The organism is Prauserella cavernicola (assembly GCF_016595675.1).
Taxonomy (GTDB): Bacteria; Actinomycetota; Actinomycetes; order Mycobacteriales; family Pseudonocardiaceae; genus Prauserella_A; species Prauserella_A cavernicola.
Genome location: NZ_JAENJH010000006.1, coordinates 56,595 through 71,617, shown reverse-complemented (window position 1 = coordinate 71,617; position 15,023 = coordinate 56,595). Strand labels below are relative to the sequence as shown.

General features: G+C 68.3%; 13 protein-coding genes. 9 read left to right on the top strand and 4 right to left on the bottom strand.

Translation table 11 applies throughout. From position 1 onward, the window contains the following. Nucleotides 1-313 precede the first annotated feature (313 nt). Both JHE00_RS22695 and JHE00_RS22690 read right to left on the bottom strand, forming a co-directional pair. Nucleotides 314-1,207, bottom strand: a complete 894-nt coding sequence (locus JHE00_RS22695; RefSeq protein ID WP_200321465.1) for an SMP-30/gluconolactonase/LRE family protein — start codon at nt 1,205-1,207, stop codon at nt 314-316. 37 nt (nt 1,208-1,244) lie between these two features. After that, a complete protein-coding gene (locus JHE00_RS22690) occupies nt 1,245-2,234 on the bottom strand; it encodes an LLM class flavin-dependent oxidoreductase (RefSeq protein ID WP_200321463.1) in 990 nt (329 codons plus the stop codon). Between the two features lie 176 nt (nt 2,235-2,410). On the opposite strand from JHE00_RS22690, the gene JHE00_RS22685 reads away from it, so the two are divergent. From JHE00_RS22685 to JHE00_RS22675, 3 genes are all read left to right on the top strand, one after another. Next, entirely contained in the window at nt 2,411-3,106 is a 696-nt protein-coding gene (locus JHE00_RS22685; protein ID WP_200321460.1) for a TetR/AcrR family transcriptional regulator, read from the top strand. 210 nt (nt 3,107-3,316) lie between these two features. After that, nucleotides 3,317-4,882 (top strand): alpha/beta hydrolase, encoded by a 1,566-nt coding sequence (locus tag JHE00_RS22680; RefSeq protein WP_200321458.1) that lies wholly within the window; start codon nt 3,317-3,319, stop codon nt 4,880-4,882. Nucleotides 4,883-5,080: 198 nt separating this feature from the next. After that, nucleotides 5,081-6,028: an AraC-like ligand-binding domain-containing protein gene (locus JHE00_RS22675; RefSeq protein WP_200321456.1), complete on the top strand. Its 948-nt coding sequence runs from the start codon at nt 5,081-5,083 to the stop codon at nt 6,026-6,028. A gap of 151 nt (nt 6,029-6,179) precedes the next feature. On the opposite strand, the gene JHE00_RS22670 is transcribed toward JHE00_RS22675, so the two are convergent. Further along, the gene (locus JHE00_RS22670) at nt 6,180-6,371 is read right to left on the bottom strand and encodes a hypothetical protein (RefSeq protein WP_200321454.1); all 192 of its coding nucleotides are present in this window, start codon (nt 6,369-6,371) and stop codon (nt 6,180-6,182) included. Nucleotides 6,372-6,938: 567 nt separating this feature from the next. On the opposite strand from JHE00_RS22670, the gene JHE00_RS22665 reads away from it, so the two are divergent. After that, complete coding sequence (locus JHE00_RS22665; RefSeq protein ID WP_200321452.1) at nt 6,939-7,979, top strand: LacI family DNA-binding transcriptional regulator; 1,041 nt, start codon at nt 6,939-6,941, stop codon at nt 7,977-7,979. Between the two features lie 5 nt (nt 7,980-7,984). Here JHE00_RS22665 and JHE00_RS22660 read toward each other — a convergent pair whose 3' ends face one another. Then, on the bottom strand, nt 7,985-8,479 hold the full coding sequence (locus tag JHE00_RS22660; RefSeq protein WP_200321450.1) for a flavin reductase family protein: 495 nt from the start codon (nt 8,477-8,479) through the stop codon (nt 7,985-7,987). Nucleotides 8,480-8,771: 292 nt separating this feature from the next. Here JHE00_RS22660 and JHE00_RS22655 point away from each other — a divergent pair, with 292 nt between their 5' ends. The 5 genes from JHE00_RS22655 to JHE00_RS22635 are packed head-to-tail and all read left to right on the top strand — an operon-like array spanning nt 8,772 to nt 15,013. Next, nucleotides 8,772-10,112 (top strand): LLM class flavin-dependent oxidoreductase, encoded by a 1,341-nt coding sequence (locus JHE00_RS22655; RefSeq protein ID WP_230424813.1) that lies wholly within the window; start codon nt 8,772-8,774, stop codon nt 10,110-10,112. 58 nt (nt 10,113-10,170) lie between these two features. After that, entirely contained in the window at nt 10,171-11,454 is a 1,284-nt protein-coding gene (locus JHE00_RS22650) for an SLC13 family permease (protein WP_200321448.1), read from the top strand. Nucleotides 11,455-11,504: 50 nt separating this feature from the next. Next, entirely contained in the window at nt 11,505-12,707 is a 1,203-nt protein-coding gene (locus JHE00_RS22645; RefSeq protein ID WP_200321446.1) for a CaiB/BaiF CoA transferase family protein, read from the top strand. Nucleotide 12,708: 1 nt separating this feature from the next. Then, on the top strand, nt 12,709-13,626 hold the full coding sequence (locus JHE00_RS22640; RefSeq protein WP_200321444.1) for an HpcH/HpaI aldolase/citrate lyase family protein: 918 nt from the start codon (nt 12,709-12,711) through the stop codon (nt 13,624-13,626). Nucleotides 13,627-13,666: 40 nt separating this feature from the next. Next, entirely contained in the window at nt 13,667-15,013 is a 1,347-nt protein-coding gene (locus tag JHE00_RS22635; RefSeq protein WP_200321442.1) for a TRAP transporter large permease subunit, read from the top strand. The last annotated feature ends 10 nt before the right edge of the window (nt 15,014-15,023 follow it).

Here is a 15,023-nt window from a genome sequence, read left to right as displayed (position 1 = left end):
CGGCGGCCCCTGCCAGGCGATGTGGGTGGCGGTGTGGGCGCACCAGCTGACGGCGAAGCTGAGTCGCAGCACCGCCAAGCCACCACAACACAGAATCGCAGGGGCCTACTGGGCGTAGCGATCGTCGAAGACGCTGCTCGGGCAGCGCGAGGAGGTCGACCTCGGCCAGCTGGCGGTCCTGCCGGTCGTAGGCCGCGTTCCCAGTGCCCGTCGATGTCGACGCGACCACGCTCGGCTCCTCGATCCCCCAGTGATCGAGGAGCCGAGCGAACCGGTGGGACTGCGCGGTGAGAGTCAACCCGCGAGAGCCAACCTAGGGGCGGCCGGCACGGGGTGTATCGACGCGGGCACTGAGGAGACTGCCCTCCCGTGCCTGCTTGCGTGCGTCCTCGTGGAAGTCCGGCGCGCAGGACAGGAACAACGTGCGCCCGTCCTGCCCGCCGAGCATGCACGCGAATACGCCGCTGCCGGTGCGGACCTCTTCGTCGATCTCGCCGCCTTCGCGCACGCGGATGACGCGCCCGCCTACGGCGTCGGCGATCCACAATGAACCGTCGGCGTCCAGGCAGCACCCGTCAGCGCCGACCACGACCTGCGCGAGCAGCTTGTCGAGTTCCACCTCGGTCGGCTGCTCGCCGAACGTCGCCCACACCCTGCGCCCAGTGAGCGTGCCGTCGTCGGCGATGTCGAACGCCGTGACGCGGTTGCCGAACGTTTCGCACACCAGCAGCGTGCCGTCGTCGGTGATCACACTGCCGTTGGGGAACCACATGTCGTCGGCCACCTTCCGCACCGTGCCGTCCGGGTCGACGCGCACCATCCCGGCCGTGGCCAGTGCCGCGCCTCCCATGAGGTCGAAGCCGAACTCGCCGATGAACGCCCTGCCCCGCTCGTCCACCACCATGTCGTTGAGATGACCGCCGACGTGGCCGGACAGGTCGGCGTGCGTGACGAGGTTTCCGTTGGCCTCGCGGCGCAGCACCCGGCGGTCGCGCATGGACACGATCAGCAACCGACCGTCCGGCAGCCATCCGAGCCCCGACGGCTGCTCCGGCACGTCGGCCTCGACCCGCAGATCGCTGCCGTCCTCGGCTGCTGAGTACACGCGGTAGGTGTAGAAGTCGGAGAACCAGATGCGCCCGTCATGCCAGCGGGGGCACTCGGTGTACGACATGTCGGTCACGATGGTGCTGGCCGTGCGGCTCATGACGCCTCCTCGGAGGTGATTGACTGTGGTCGGTGGTTCAGGCGCATGCCGCGTCGAGGAAGCGTTCGAGCTCGGTGCGCACGTCCGGCCCGCACGGCTGGAAGACGACTTCCGTGACTCCGCGGGCGGCGAGGTCGTCGAGGCCGCGGCGGACCTCCTCGGTGGTTCCGGACAGCGTGACGTCGCGGAGCGTGGAGTGGCCGCCCGCGCGCCACGCGGCGTCGTCGGCGTCATTGAGCTCGACGCAATGTCCGCTGTGGACGGAAAGATGGCGTTCGTCGTTCGCGGACTTTCCGATGACGCCGAGCCACTCGTCACCACCGGGCAGCGCACGCACAGCCTCGGGTCCGCCGAATTCGTAGGCGCCGTGCAACGACAACGCCCAGCCCGGGCCTCCGGCCGAGTGCGCGTGCGCCGAGTCCACGGGTTCGTCGTCGTCGAGCACCGTGCCCCACAGCAGATACGCCGACCACGAGAACTGGCCCACGTAGTCCGGAATCTGCAGTGTGGCGAACAACCCGTCGCCCAATTCCTCGGCGACTTTGCCGCCCTTCGGGCCGAGCGCGCCGACGAGCACCGGAACGTCGACAGGACGGGAGGGGGCGTGGCCGTCGGGGTGCAGCATCCGCATGCGCGCGCCCTCCCATTCGACCACCTCGCCGCGCAGCAACCCGCGGTAGGCGCGGATGTAGGCGTCCATGAACGACCACCGGACGGCGCCGTAGCCCATCGCTCTACGACCGCTGAAACCCGTACCGAACGCGACCGCCACCCGACCGGGCGCGAGCGCGCACAGCGTCGCGGTCGCCGACGCGTTGACCATCGGATGACGCAGACTCGGCACGAGCACGCCCGGGCCGAGACCGATTCGTTCGGTCCGGTCGGCGGCGAGCGCCAGCGTCATCCACACGTCCGGACTCTGCTGCGGCGTGTCATAGACCCACGCCCGATGGAAGCCGAGCTGTTCCGCAAGCGCGATGTTGTCGGGAGTGTCCAGGGCAGTGGGAAACGCGCACGACACCTCCATTGGTGCCTCCCTCCGGCTCATGAAACGCGGACGGTCGAAGCTGACTAAGCGCACATTTAGCCTGGTGGGAGGGTACGATAGTCAACTATCATGACGCAAGCCACACACGTGGGTCGCGCTCGACAGGGTGCTCGTGCTGTTCGGCGATACCTACGGCGATGGCGGAGAGGTGGTAGATGGACGGCATGGGTGCCGGTGCGCGGACCGACGGCGATGGCGCAGCGCCCGCCTCTGATTCCGACGTGTCGCAGCTGTGGGACGGCGACCGTGGCGAAGTCGCCCGCAACCTGCTGACCTCCGGCGTGCGCTGCTTCGCCGCCAACGGCTTCCATGCCACGACCACGCGGGACATCACGTCGGCGGTCGGGTTGTCGCCGGGCGCACTGTATGTGCACTTCCGGTCGAAGGAACACGTGCTGTTCGAGATCATCCACACCGGACACCGCAGGTCCCTCGAGGTGCTCGACGACGGCGAACCGGCCGACGACGCGTCCGAGCACCTACGGTCGCTGATCCGGCGGTTCGTCGCATGGCACGCGCACCACCACGTGGTCGCTCGCGTCTGCCAGTACGAGCTCACCGCCCTGTCACCCCCGCACTACGAGGAGATCCGCGAGCTGCGCAGGTGTTCGACGGCGACGTTCCACGACGCCGTAGTACGGGGCGTGGCAGAACGGTCCTTCGCAGACGTTGACGTGCACCGAGTCGTGCGTGCCATGCTGTCGCTCGGTGTCGATCTCGTGCGCTGGTACCGCTCGGACGGGCCTGACTCGCCGGAGCAACTCGGCGAGTTCTACGCCGAGCTCGCGCTGGGAATGGTCACCGGCACGCGTTCGCAGCGCCGCTTCGCAGCGAGCGGCGATTCGCCCTAAGCCGGTCGGCTCTGGAGTTCCTGGAGTCCGGCTGCTCGCAGCACGTCTCGCTTCCGTGTCCTCGACTAGGGAAACTCGCCCTCCTGCGAGTGCGTCGCCGGGGACCTGGGACCACCTGTTCGGGGGTTGAGGGTGCCCCAAGGGCATGTTGTCTCCTGACGTTCGGATCAGTGCGCGAGACCGCACCCGCCCGAACGAAAACGAGGAAACGTGCAGCGACGAAGTATCCCGATGGCGCTCGCAGCGGTGGGATTACCGCTGCTCTTGGTGGCGACCGCGTGCGGCCAACCGGACCCTGCCGGGGAGCCGGAGGCGACAGCGTCATCCGCGCCGGACCTGACACAGTTCCACGACCAGCAACTCACGTTCGAGCCGTGCGCCCCGTACGCGACGACCGCGGCCGACGAGGCACTGTTCGCGAACGACCGGTTCGACTGCGCCCGGATGCAGGTCCCGCTCGACTACGACGATCCCGACGGGCCCCGGGCCGAGATCGCACTGCTGCGGATGAAGGCCAAGGGTGAGCGGATCGGATCGCTGGTCGTCAACCCGGGCGGCCCCGGTGGTTCGGGGATGAGCCACACCGCCACGATGGCGCCGACCTGGGACCCGATGGCCATCGGGGAACGCTTCGACATCGTCGGGTTCGACCCCCGAGGCGTGGGTGCCACCACCCCGCGGGTGGACTGCTTCACCAACGCCGAGGACGACCGCGGCGAAGGCTTCAACGGCACCCTCCTGCCTGAGGACGTCCCCGACGCGCAGGCGGCGGAGGAGATCGCGCAGCGCTGCGCCGACAGCGCGGGCGGAGAGCAGGCGCTGGTCAACATCGGCACCCGGGACACGGTGCAGGACCTGGACGTGCTGCGCGCGGCGCTGGGCGACGAACAGCTGTCCTTCCTCGGCTACAGCTACGGCACCGAACTCGGCGCGGTGTACGCCGAGTCGTTCCCGGACAACGTGCGGGCCATGCTGCTCGACGGCGCCGTCGACCCCGAATTGTCCGATGCGGAGTTCACGGTGTCCCAGGCCGTGGGGATCCAGGGGGCGTTCGACGCGATGGCCGCGCAATGCGCGAGCACTCCCGACTGCCCGCTGGGCACCGACCCGGCCCGGGCGGTCGAGGCCTATCACGCGCTGCTGCGCCCGCTGCAGGACAACCCTCTGCCCACCACCGACGGGCGCGGCCTGACCTACGAGAGCGCCGCGACCGGCGTGTTCTCCGGGCTGTACTCCGAGAAACTGTTCCCGGTCGTCCTGCGGGGGCTGACGGAGGCGGCGGACGGGCGCGGCGACCTTCTGCTGGCGCTGCACGACCAGTACGCCCAGCGCGGCAGCGACGGCCGCCACGGCAGCCTGATCGAGGCGTTCCGCTCGATCCGGTGCATGGACTGGGAGCGGCGAACCCCGGCCGACCAGGCCGACCTGCTCCGCCAGGTCCGCGAAGCCTCCCCGATCATGGACGACGGAAACCCGGTCTCCGAGAGCTACCACGAGTGCGCGGCCTGGCCGGAGCCGCCGAGCCGGACCGGGCCGTTCATCACCGGCGACGTCGACGTGCCTCCGATCCTGGTCACGTCGGTCACCGACGACCCGGCGACGCCTCACCAGGGCGGCATCAACATGGCTCGGATCCTCGACGGCACGCTGCTGACCGTGGACGGGGCCCAGCACGGGGCCGCCCTGCTCGGGCAGAGCCCGTGCGTCGATCAAATCGCGACCGACTACCTGATCGACCTGACACTGCCGCCCGCCGAAGCCCGCTGCGACCTGTAGGAACGCATCGCGGCGTACGACGCCTACCACCTCGCTCGTCCCCGGGTGCCCGGTCGGCCCCGCGTGCGGAACGCGTTGACGTCCGGCCCGGGGACGACCGGCACTGTATGGTCTGAACCACTCGACCTGGACAGTGCGGAAGGACCACCTTCGGGTCATCCCCGCCACCGCGATGTCGCTGCATCCTATGCTCAGCTGGTGAAGGTTCACGCCGCACAAGGACCCGGCGGCACACTCGTCGACACGTTCGAGCACTGGCAGGAGCTACTGGACGCAACCTATGTGCGACTGCTCGCCGACAGGATGTCGACAGGCCCGTTCTCCGGGCAGCTCGAGAACGTCCGCTGCGGCGAGATCACCCTGTCCACAATGGCGGCGGGCGGTCAACGGGTCAGACGCACCCGGTCACTCATCAGATCCGCCGACGACGAGTTCCTCCTCGCGACCGTGCTGCTCGCCGGCAGCGGCCGCATCGAACAGGACGACCGACGGGCCCGGCTCGCGCCCGGCACGATCGTCTTCTACGACAGTGCACGCCCCTACGTGGTCGAGTCCGACGGTCCGTTCCGCCAGCTCGTCGTGCGGGTCCCGAAGCAGCTGCTCCCCGGCCTGGATACCCGGACCTGCACCGCCCGCCCGCTCGGCGAGGGCACTCCCGGCGCCGTCGTCTCGGCCTTCCTGACCTCGCTCAGCGCAACGGCGCGCGCCGGGAACGACCGGATCGCGCCGTTCGCCTCCCACGTGGCCGCGCTCATCACCACGGCCGCGACAGCCGCTGGCCAGACCGAGCGAGCCGTCCCGCCGCCATCACCGCTGCTCGAACGGATTCTCGAGTACCTGTACGCCAACTCGTCCGACCACCAGCTGGATGTCGCCGATGTCGCGGCGGCCTGCCATCTTTCCCGACGGTCGCTCTACCGCGTCCTGGGCGCAGACGGCCTCGGCGCCCGACTGCGTCGAATCCGCATCGGCCGTGCCCAACAGATGCTTCTGGCCGCGCCGAGCCTCCCGATCAGCGTCGTTGCCAATGCGTGCGGGTTCGCCAGCGAGTCCGGCTTTCATCGCGCGTTCCGACGAGCGACCGGCCAGACACCCGGACAGTTCCGGTGCAACGCCCGGCACGAGATCGGCACGCCCGGTCAGTGAACGTGGCACGTCCGGTCGGCCACGGGCGCGGCGGCGACACCAGTATGTCGTCGGCTGCACGGGCCATCGGGAGGGATGCATGCGCGACCACGAGGCGGAGCCCACACCTTCCCAGAATGTGCCCGTGGCACAGGTTCTCGCCGACGGCCTGCTACTCCCTGGCCGAGACCGGGAAGACCTCGTGCCGGTCCGAGCCGCTCCCGTCCGTCTCCCGGCGGCGGTGCTCGCAGCAGTCTTCGCTCTGACAGCCGGCACGGGGCTCACGCACCCCGACGGCGTCACCCTCCGTCATCGACGGGCGCCCCGCGACACCGACGATCTCGATCACCAGCGACCCGGGCACACCCAACAAGGTGGGTCTCCGCCTACTGGCACCCCCGCCGGAAGCAGCCCTCCTGCTCCCGGCCCGCCGGCACCCACTGTCGATGTCGATGTCGATGTCGACAAGTGTCGGTCGCGGCCAGGATCCGGCGGCCGCCGCGATGCCCTGTGCTAGACGCACGGTGCAGCTGCTGCCCGTCACGCCACCGAAACGCGTCTGCGCAAGCTCCGGGCGGCAACGGAGGCCGGCGTCGTCCAAGCCGCACTCGTCGAGAGCATCAACCAGGTGCAAGAACAACGAGACGCCGCACGTGCGGAACTCGACGGGGCTCCCCGCCCATCCTTGAACGCGCAGGCTCACGCGAGCTGCAAAGTGCTGTACGTGGTCCTGGGGTTTGGACGTGATGTACGACCATGAACCATCCAACCGGCCCGTGAGGTTAAGGCAGAGGCGCGAGCGTTCTCTCGCGAACACGGGAAAGCAACAGCCGGGCCCGCTGACCAGGCCTCACCGAACATCGCGATTGCGCTTATCACGGCCTGGCGCCTACCGTGTCCATGTAATCGCTTACATCGACAGGAGGCCGCTGTGGGTACGCGCGGGAAAGTCACCAAGATCAGCGTCGCGGACCTCGCCAGCGAGCTCGACGTTTCCACCGCGACCGTGTCCCGGGCCCTCAATGGCAGCGCCTCCGTACGACCTGAGCTGGCCCAGCGAATCCGGGAACACGCCGAGGAGCGTGGCTACGTCGCGAACCGCATGGCCAGGGCCCTCAGCGCGAATGTCAGCCGCGCCTTCGTCGGTTTCGTCATCCCCTACGTCGACACCCCTGCCTATTCTTCGGTAGCCGCCGAATGCGCACGTCTGATGTCCGCCGACGGCACCCAGCTGATCCTCACGATCACCGAGAACGATCCAGAACGTGAGCTCCAACAGCTCAAGGAGCTCGTGGCGAGCCGGGTGGCCGGGCTCGTGATCTCGCCGAGCACTCACATTCTCGAGCCGACCAAGCAACTGCTCTCCAACCTGCCCGTGGTGGAGTTCCACCGCGCCTGCGGGATCGCGGCGCCTGGGGTGTTCAGCGAGGACGAGCAGGCCATGGCCGAAGCGGTACTGCATCTCGCCGCGCTCGGGCACACGCGGATCGGCTATCTCGGCACTCCGGAGGCATTGTCCAACGGCTCGGCGAGGCTCCGCGGCCTGCGTCGTGGCCTGAAACTGGCCGGTCTCGGCAAGAGCGCGATCGCCGTCCAGCTCCTCGAACCGACGACCGACAACGGACGGCGCGGCGTCGAGGAACTGCTCGCCGACCGCAGGCCACCCACGGCGCTGATCGTCGGCGGTGGGGCGCTCTCGATCGGCGCGGCGAGGACAATTCACGAGAGTGGCAGGCGTTGGCCCGATGAGCTTTCGCTGGTGGTGTACGGGCATCCGAGCTGGTTCGCGTTGAGCGATCCTCCGCTGACCAGGATCACCGTGAACTACCGGGATCTCGCTCAGCGCGCCGCGGTGCAGCTCAAGAATCTGCTCGACAGCAACCTCGGTGCGCGAGCCACCGAGCCGCAGCAACAGTTCGTCACCGCCGAGCTGTACCTCGCCGGATCCACCGGGCCGCCGCCGGCGCACTGACGAGCTCAGCCGGCGAGTGACCGGAAGCCTCGCTGGTAGTACACCGCAGGCGTCCCAGACCGCAGATGGGCGTCCTCGACACGGCCGACGAGAATCGTGTGGTCTCCGCCAGGGTGACGTGCGTGCGTCGCGCACTCGAGCCGGACGACCGCGCGCTCGAGCGACGGCAATCCCTGTCCGTCCACGATGAATCCGGAATCAGCGAACTTGTCCGTGCTCTTGCTGGCGAAGCGGAGTGCGAGATCGGAGTCGGCGGGGTCGATCACGTGGACAAGCCAGCGGGTCGCCCGCGCGAACACCGGATGTGAACGCGCACCGATCGACAGGCAGACGAGAACGAGGGGCGGATTCGCGGACACCGAACAGAACGACGTCGCCGTGAAACCCCACCATCGGCCAACGGGATCGGCGGTCGTCACGATCGTGACACCACTGGGAAAACTGGCCATCGCCTCTCTGAACCGCCCGCCGACATCGTCCCGTTGTGCACCTGCGATCATGCCGCACTTCCTTTCGCAGAAACCGAAGTCCTTTGTGCTCAGTCAGCTCCGTGATCGTGCAAGACGTTACAAGCAATTCTGTAATCGATTACATTCCATCTATATCGATAGAACATGATTCGACCCCGAGACGTCAAGCGCCTGGAACACTACGACGACAGACCTGAAACCCGGGTCTTGACAGCGGGTCGGCTCATTGGGTTCGATGAGTTAGGTCGCAAATGTAATCGATTACATTTGGTTTCTGTAAAAGCTTACATCCGAAGCCCCGACTTCGAGGGAGCACGAGCTCATGACACGTCAGATGACCTTGGTCGGCTTCATGCAGGCCGGAAACGTCACCGTCTATTCGGGATCGTGGCGCTACCCCTCCGCCGACCTCTCCTTCCTGTCGATGGAGTACTACCAGCGCATCGCGCGGACGCTGGAGCAGGGGAAGTTCGATCTGGTGTTCTTCGACGACCGACTCGCCATGCCCGGCATCTACGGCGACTCCGTGGCGGACGCGGTGCGCCACGGAGCCCGCCCCGTCAAGCTCGACCTCACCGCGGTTCTCGGCGGGATCGTCGGGGCGACCAGCAAGATCGGCGTCGGCGCCACCTACTCCACCACGTACTACGAGCCGTTCCACGTCGCCCGCACGTTCGCCACGCTCGACCACCTCTCCGGCGGACGGGCGGCCTGGAACGTCGTGACATCGGTGAACGACTCCGAGGGCCAGAACTTCGGCCGCGAGGCCCACGTGGGACACGATGAACGATACGACCGCGCACACGAGTTCCTCGAGGCCACCACCGCGCTATGGGACTCGTGGGAGGACGATGCGCTCATCATGGATCGGGACAGCGGCGAGTTCGCCGATCCCACCAAGGTTCACGAGGTCAACCACAAGGGCAAGTGGTTCCGCGTGCGCGGCCCGCTCACCGTGCCGCGCACGCCCCAGGGCCGGCCGGCGATCCTGCAGGCAGGATCATCCGGCCGTGGCCGTGAGTTCGCGGCCGAATGGGCGGACCTGGTCTTCACCGCTGACCCCGGGCTCGCCGTGGCGCAGCGGCACTACAGCGACCAGAAGGAACGCATCGCCGAGGCCGGCCGCGACCCGGAGGCCGTCAAGATCCTTCCGATGGCCTACGCGGTGGTCGGCGAGACACAGGCGATCGCCGAGGAGAAGGAGCGGCTCTTCCTCGACGCCTACGTACACCCGGTGGCATCGCTCGCGCTGCTCTCGGAGGTGATGAACTACGACTTCGCCAAACACGATCTCGACGATCCGGTGACCGCCGAGATGACCGAGGCGAGCTCCGGCATTCGAGGACTCGCCGAGGGCGTGAAACGGCACCTCGGCCGCGACGACCTCACGGTGCGCGACCTCGCAGCCCATCGAGCGACGCTACTGCAGGGACCCCGGTTCGTCGGCACCGCCGAGCGGGTCGCCGACCAGATGCAGGAGTGGTTCGAGTCCCGAGGCTGTGACGGGTTCGTGCTCGCCGCGACCCACCTGCCGGGCGCTTTCGAGGAGTTCGTTCGCATGGTCGTGCCGATCCTGCAGGAGCGTGGCCTGTTCCGGCGCGAGTACGAGGGATCGACCCTGCGCGAGCACCTCGGCATCGCGCGCCCCGGCACCGGCCACTGACGCCGCCGGACTGAACAACGTCGTTCAGCAACACCGACCACAAGGTGGTTTCCGGCCCATGACACTCCAGATCGTCTCTCTCGTCGTCCTCGTCATCGCCTTCGTCCTCGGCACGACAAGACCCCTCAACCTCGGCATGATCGCCCTCGGCGCCACTTTCGCCGTGGGCGTCCTGGCGGCGGATCTTTCCACCGAGGATGCGCTCGCCGGGTTCCCGGTGGAGCTGATGTTGATCCTGGTGGGGGTCACATACCTGTTCAACGTGGCCAACGCGAACGGCACGGTGGACTGGCTCATCAACAGCGCCGTCCGCATGGTCCGCGGCCGCACAGTGTTCATCCCGTGGATCATGTTCGCCGTCACCGCGCTCCTTTCCGCCATCGGCGCGGTGTTCTCCCCTCCGATTGTCGCGCCGATCGCGCTGGCCTTCGCCGCGAAGAACCGGATTCCTCAGCCGATGATGGGCATCCTGGTCGTCCACGGCGCAGCGGCGGGATCGCTGTCCCCCATCAGCGTCTACGGCGTCACCGTCGCGGGCGTACTCGACCAGAGCGGGCTGCCCAGCGACCCGTGGGGGCTCTTCGCACTCGCCTTCACAGCCAGCGCCATACCCGCGGTGATCGTGTTCCTGGTCTACGGAGGGCTCAAGCTGGGCCGCGCTCGGCCGGAGCCCGAGGACTCAGAAACCCCATCGGTGCACGAACCCTCCGGCGCAGGCGTCGCGACCAAGACGAAGACCACGCCGGCGCTGACCTTGGACATCGGGCTCACCACACTGGCCATCGCGGGACTGTTCGTCGGCGCGATCCTGGAGCTGGATGTCGGTCTGCTGGCGATCACGCTCGCCACGGTGCTCGGCCTGTATCGACACCAGCATCACGCCGAAGCGGTCCGCCGGATCCCGTGGTCGGTCGTACTGCTGGTCACCGGGACGATCACCTATATCGGGGTGATGGAGCAGATCGGGGCGATCGACCTACTGGGTGACCTCGCGATCGACGTCGGCGCGCCGATACTCACCGTGCTGCTGCTCGGCTACGTCGCCGGCATCGTCTCGGCGTTCGCCAGCTCGGCGGGCACCATCGCGGCGCTCACACCGCTGGCTGTTCCGTTGCTGCAGAACTCGTCGATGTCCGTGCTCGCCGTGGTAGCGGTGATCGCGATCTCGGCCACGATCGTCGACGTGAGCCCGTTCTCGGGTAACGGTGCGGCGGTGATCGCCAACGCCACCGAGGACGCACGTGACCGCGTCTATCGCACCCAGTTGCTCTACGGCGGGATCGTGGTCGCGGCAGCGCCCGCGCTGCTGTGGCTCACGATCATCCTGCCGTCCTCGGGCTGACTCCCGGGCCTGCAACCCATCACCGCACACGACATCAGGAAGGACGTCGTATGCCCAGCAACGCCCGCCCGCTCGAGGGGATCCGCGTGCTCGACGCGGCAACGCTCGCCGCGGGACCCCTCGTGGCCACCTGGCTCGCCGAGTTCGGCGCTGAGGTGATCAAGATCGAACAACCCGGCTCCGGTGACCCCATGCGGGACTGGGGTGCGCAGGACAACGGCGTCGGCCTGATGTGGAAGAGCCTGAGCCGCAACAAGAAGACAGCGACCCTGAACCTGCGCCTGGCCGAAGGCCGTGAGCTGTTGCGCTCGTTGGCGGCGAAGTCGGACGTCCTGATCATGAATGCCCGCCCATCGACCATGCGTAACTGGGGACTCGACTATCCCTCGGTGTCCGCAGCCAACCCGGGCCTGGTGATGGTGCACGTCACCGGGTTCGGCGAGGGCGGCCCGAAGAGTGACCGCCCTGGCTTCGGCACACTCGGCGAGGCGATGAGCGGATTCGCCCACCTCACCGGGGAAGCCGACGGACCGCCCACGCTGCCCTCGTTCATGCTCGCCGACGGAGTCGCCGCGCTCAACGCCACGTACGCCGTGATGATGGCGCTCTACCACCGCGACGTGCACAGCGGCGAAGGCCAGCTGATCGACGTGAACCTCATCGAGCCACTCGCCCGGCTCGTCGAGCAGTCGGTGCTCACCTACGAACGGTTCGGCACGATTCCGCATCGCGGCGGAAACCGCTGGGACATCTCGGCACCACGAAACACCTACCGGACCAAGGACGGGCGCTGGCTGGCCATGTCCGGTAGCGCACCGACCATCGCGATGCGCGCCCTACGCGCGGTCGGACGCGACGACCTCACCACCGACCCGCGGTTCGCCGAGGCCCAGCAACGCCTGCGCAACGCAGCGGAGATCGACGGCGTGATGGCCGAGTGGATCGCTGAGCACACCCTCGACAAGGCGATGGCGGTGTTCGAGGACGCCGAGGTCGCCGCCGCGCCGGTGTACGACGCGGCCCAGCTCGTCGCCGACCCGCAGATCAGGGCGCGCGGAACCTACGTGGAGATCGCCGACGACGACCTAGGGACGCTCGGCGTGCAAGGACCTGTCCCTCGGCTCTCCCGCACGCCTGGACAGGTCGACCACCTCGGCAAGGCGATCGGCGCCGACAACGACGGCGTGTACGGCGGGCTGCTCGGGCTCGACGACAGCACCCGCGAGCGACTGCACAAGAACGGAGTGATCTGAGATGACCCGCACCGTCCGGCCCCGTCGCTCCGAGCTGGCCACCCCGGCCAGCAACGAGTGGATGTTCGCCAAAGCCGCGGCCTCGGACGCGGACCTGGTGTTTCTCGACCTCGAGGATGCCTGCGCGCCGAGCGAACGCAAGGAGGCCCGAGGAAAAGCAGCGCAAGCGCTGTGCGACCTGGACTGGGGACGCACTCTGCGCGCCATTCGCATGAACGGCATCGACACCCACTGGGCCTACGGCGATGTGGTCGAGGTCGTGACACAGGCCCGCGAAGCCTTGGACGTGATCATCGTGCCGAAGGTGCGGCGAGCACGCGACGTGTGGTGGGTCGACACCCTGCTCACCCAGCTCGAGACCGACCTCGGCCTCACCGAGCGCATCGCACTCGAGGTGCTCATCGAGGAGACCGAGGGGCTGGAGAACGTCGGAGACATCGTACGCGCGAGCGACCGGCTGGAAGCCGTGATCTTCGGAGCAGGCGACTTCTCCGCCTCCCAGGGCGCGCGCGTCGACACCAACTTCGACCCGCTGGTCCCCTACCCCGGCGACATCTGGCACTACGCCAGGGCTCGTATCGTCGTAGCGGCCCGCTCGTGCGGCATCGACGCGATCGACGCCCCGTTCCCGAACTACCGCGACCCCGAGGCCTACCGCACCTCCTGCGACCGCGCCGGGGCCATGGGCTACGTCGGCAAGTGGGCCATCCACCCCAGCCAGGTGGAGATCGCCAACACCGCCTTCTCCCCCACCCCCGAGGAGATCGCACACGCCCGCGAGCTCGTCGCCGCCTACCGCGAGGCGGAAGCAGCGGGCCGAGGGGCGACCGCGCTCGACGGCATGCTCGTCGATGCCGCGCATCTACGCCACGCCGACACGATCACCCGCACCGCGGACCTGCTCGGGCTACCGGGCTGACCCAGCTCTGCCCTGCCCGCGTGTTCAAGGAGGAACAGCCATGGGCGTCGCCCTCATCGGCCTGATCGTCTACCTCGCGACGGTGATCGTCGCCGTGGCGGCGCTGCGCCGCAACATCGGCGAGTCGATGCTGATCGGCTTTGTCGTGCTCTGCCTGTTCGGCGGCACGTCGGCACCGTCGCTGGCCTGGAGCTCGCTCGTCGAGACGGCGCTCAACCCGCTGATCTTCTCGGTGACCGCGTTCGTGTTCATGGGGATCCTGTTCCAGGTCACCGGAACGATCAACCGGATGGTGGCGATCCTGAACTCGGTGCTCGGGCGGCTACCCGGCGGCGCGGGATACGTGTCCACAGTGGCCTCCGGGCTGTTCGGATCTATCTCACACGGTGGGTCGGCCAACGCCGCGGCGATCGGCTCGGTGACCGTACCGTGGATGAAGCGCTCGGGCTGGCCCTCGCACGTGGCGGCGACGCTGGTCGCGGGCAATTCCGGCATCGGGCACGTGATCCCGCCGAGCCCGTCGCTGTTGCTGCTGCTCGGGATGAGCTCGGTGGCACCGTTCGTGTCGCTCGACGACGTGGCACTGCCACTGGTCGTCGCGGCGGGCTGGGTGATGCTCTACCGGCTGCTGATCGTGTACTTCTTCGTGCGCCGCAACGGGATCACCGGGCTGGACACCGCGAGCCTGGAACCGTTCGGCCAGGCGTTCCGGCGCGGCTGGGCCACGTTTCTCATCTTCCTGGGCATCGCCATCCCGCTGGTGCTGACCACCGGCCCTGCCGCCGAGGCGCTCACCGGCTACATCGGTGCGGCGGCACTCGAGTCGATCGAGATCATCCTGTGGATCCCCATTCTGATGATGGTGATCAGCGCGCTGCTCGGGCTGCGCTCGCTGCCACGGCGGCCCAGGGAGGTCTACCACCTCTTCGAGCGCACCGCACCGCAGTTCCTGTCCGTGGGCGCGACGGTCGTGTTCGCCTTCGCCGCGTCCGAAGTGCTCGCCACGCTCGGACTCGGAGCCGAGCTGGGCGCCCTGCTCTCCGGTTTCCGGGCCCAGCCGCTGGTGCTGCTACTGATCATCGGCGTGGTGATCATCGTGGTCGCCGGCCCGCTGCCGGCCGCGGCCACCACGGCGACCATCGGCGGCGTGTCGTTCACGGTGCTCACGCAGGCGGGCATCGAACCGGCTCCCGCGATCGCGGCGTTGCTGATCTTCGCCTCGACCGAGGGGGCGTCGCCGCCCTCCGGGGCACCGATCTACATCGCCTCGGGGCAGGCGGGCACCGATCCCGTACGCACCTTCGTCCCGCTCGTCTCGCTCTACGTCGTGCCCTTCCTGGCGCTCGGCGTCCTCGTCGGCGGCGGACTCCTGCCGATCACCTTCTGACCCGATTTCC

Excerpts from the sequence above, each read along its gene's own strand:
- JHE00_RS22695 (WP_200321465.1), bottom strand. The coding sequence starts at position 1,207 with ATGAGCCGCACGGCCAGCACCATCGTGACCGACATGTCGTACACCGAG.
- JHE00_RS22690 (WP_200321463.1), bottom strand. The coding sequence starts at position 2,234 with ATGGAGGTGTCGTGCGCGTTTCCCACTGCCCTGGACACTCCCGACAAC.
- JHE00_RS22685 (WP_200321460.1), top strand. The coding sequence starts at position 2,411 with ATGGACGGCATGGGTGCCGGTGCGCGGACCGACGGCGATGGCGCAGCG.
- JHE00_RS22660 (WP_200321450.1), bottom strand. The coding sequence starts at position 8,479 with ATGATCGCAGGTGCACAACGGGACGATGTCGGCGGGCGGTTCAGAGAG.
- JHE00_RS22655 (WP_230424813.1), top strand. The coding sequence starts at position 8,772 with ATGACACGTCAGATGACCTTGGTCGGCTTCATGCAGGCCGGAAACGTC.
- JHE00_RS22650 (WP_200321448.1), top strand. The coding sequence starts at position 10,171 with ATGACACTCCAGATCGTCTCTCTCGTCGTCCTCGTCATCGCCTTCGTC.
- JHE00_RS22645 (WP_200321446.1), top strand. The coding sequence starts at position 11,505 with ATGCCCAGCAACGCCCGCCCGCTCGAGGGGATCCGCGTGCTCGACGCG.
- JHE00_RS22640 (WP_200321444.1), top strand. The coding sequence starts at position 12,709 with ATGACCCGCACCGTCCGGCCCCGTCGCTCCGAGCTGGCCACCCCGGCC.
- JHE00_RS22635 (WP_200321442.1), top strand. The coding sequence starts at position 13,667 with ATGGGCGTCGCCCTCATCGGCCTGATCGTCTACCTCGCGACGGTGATC.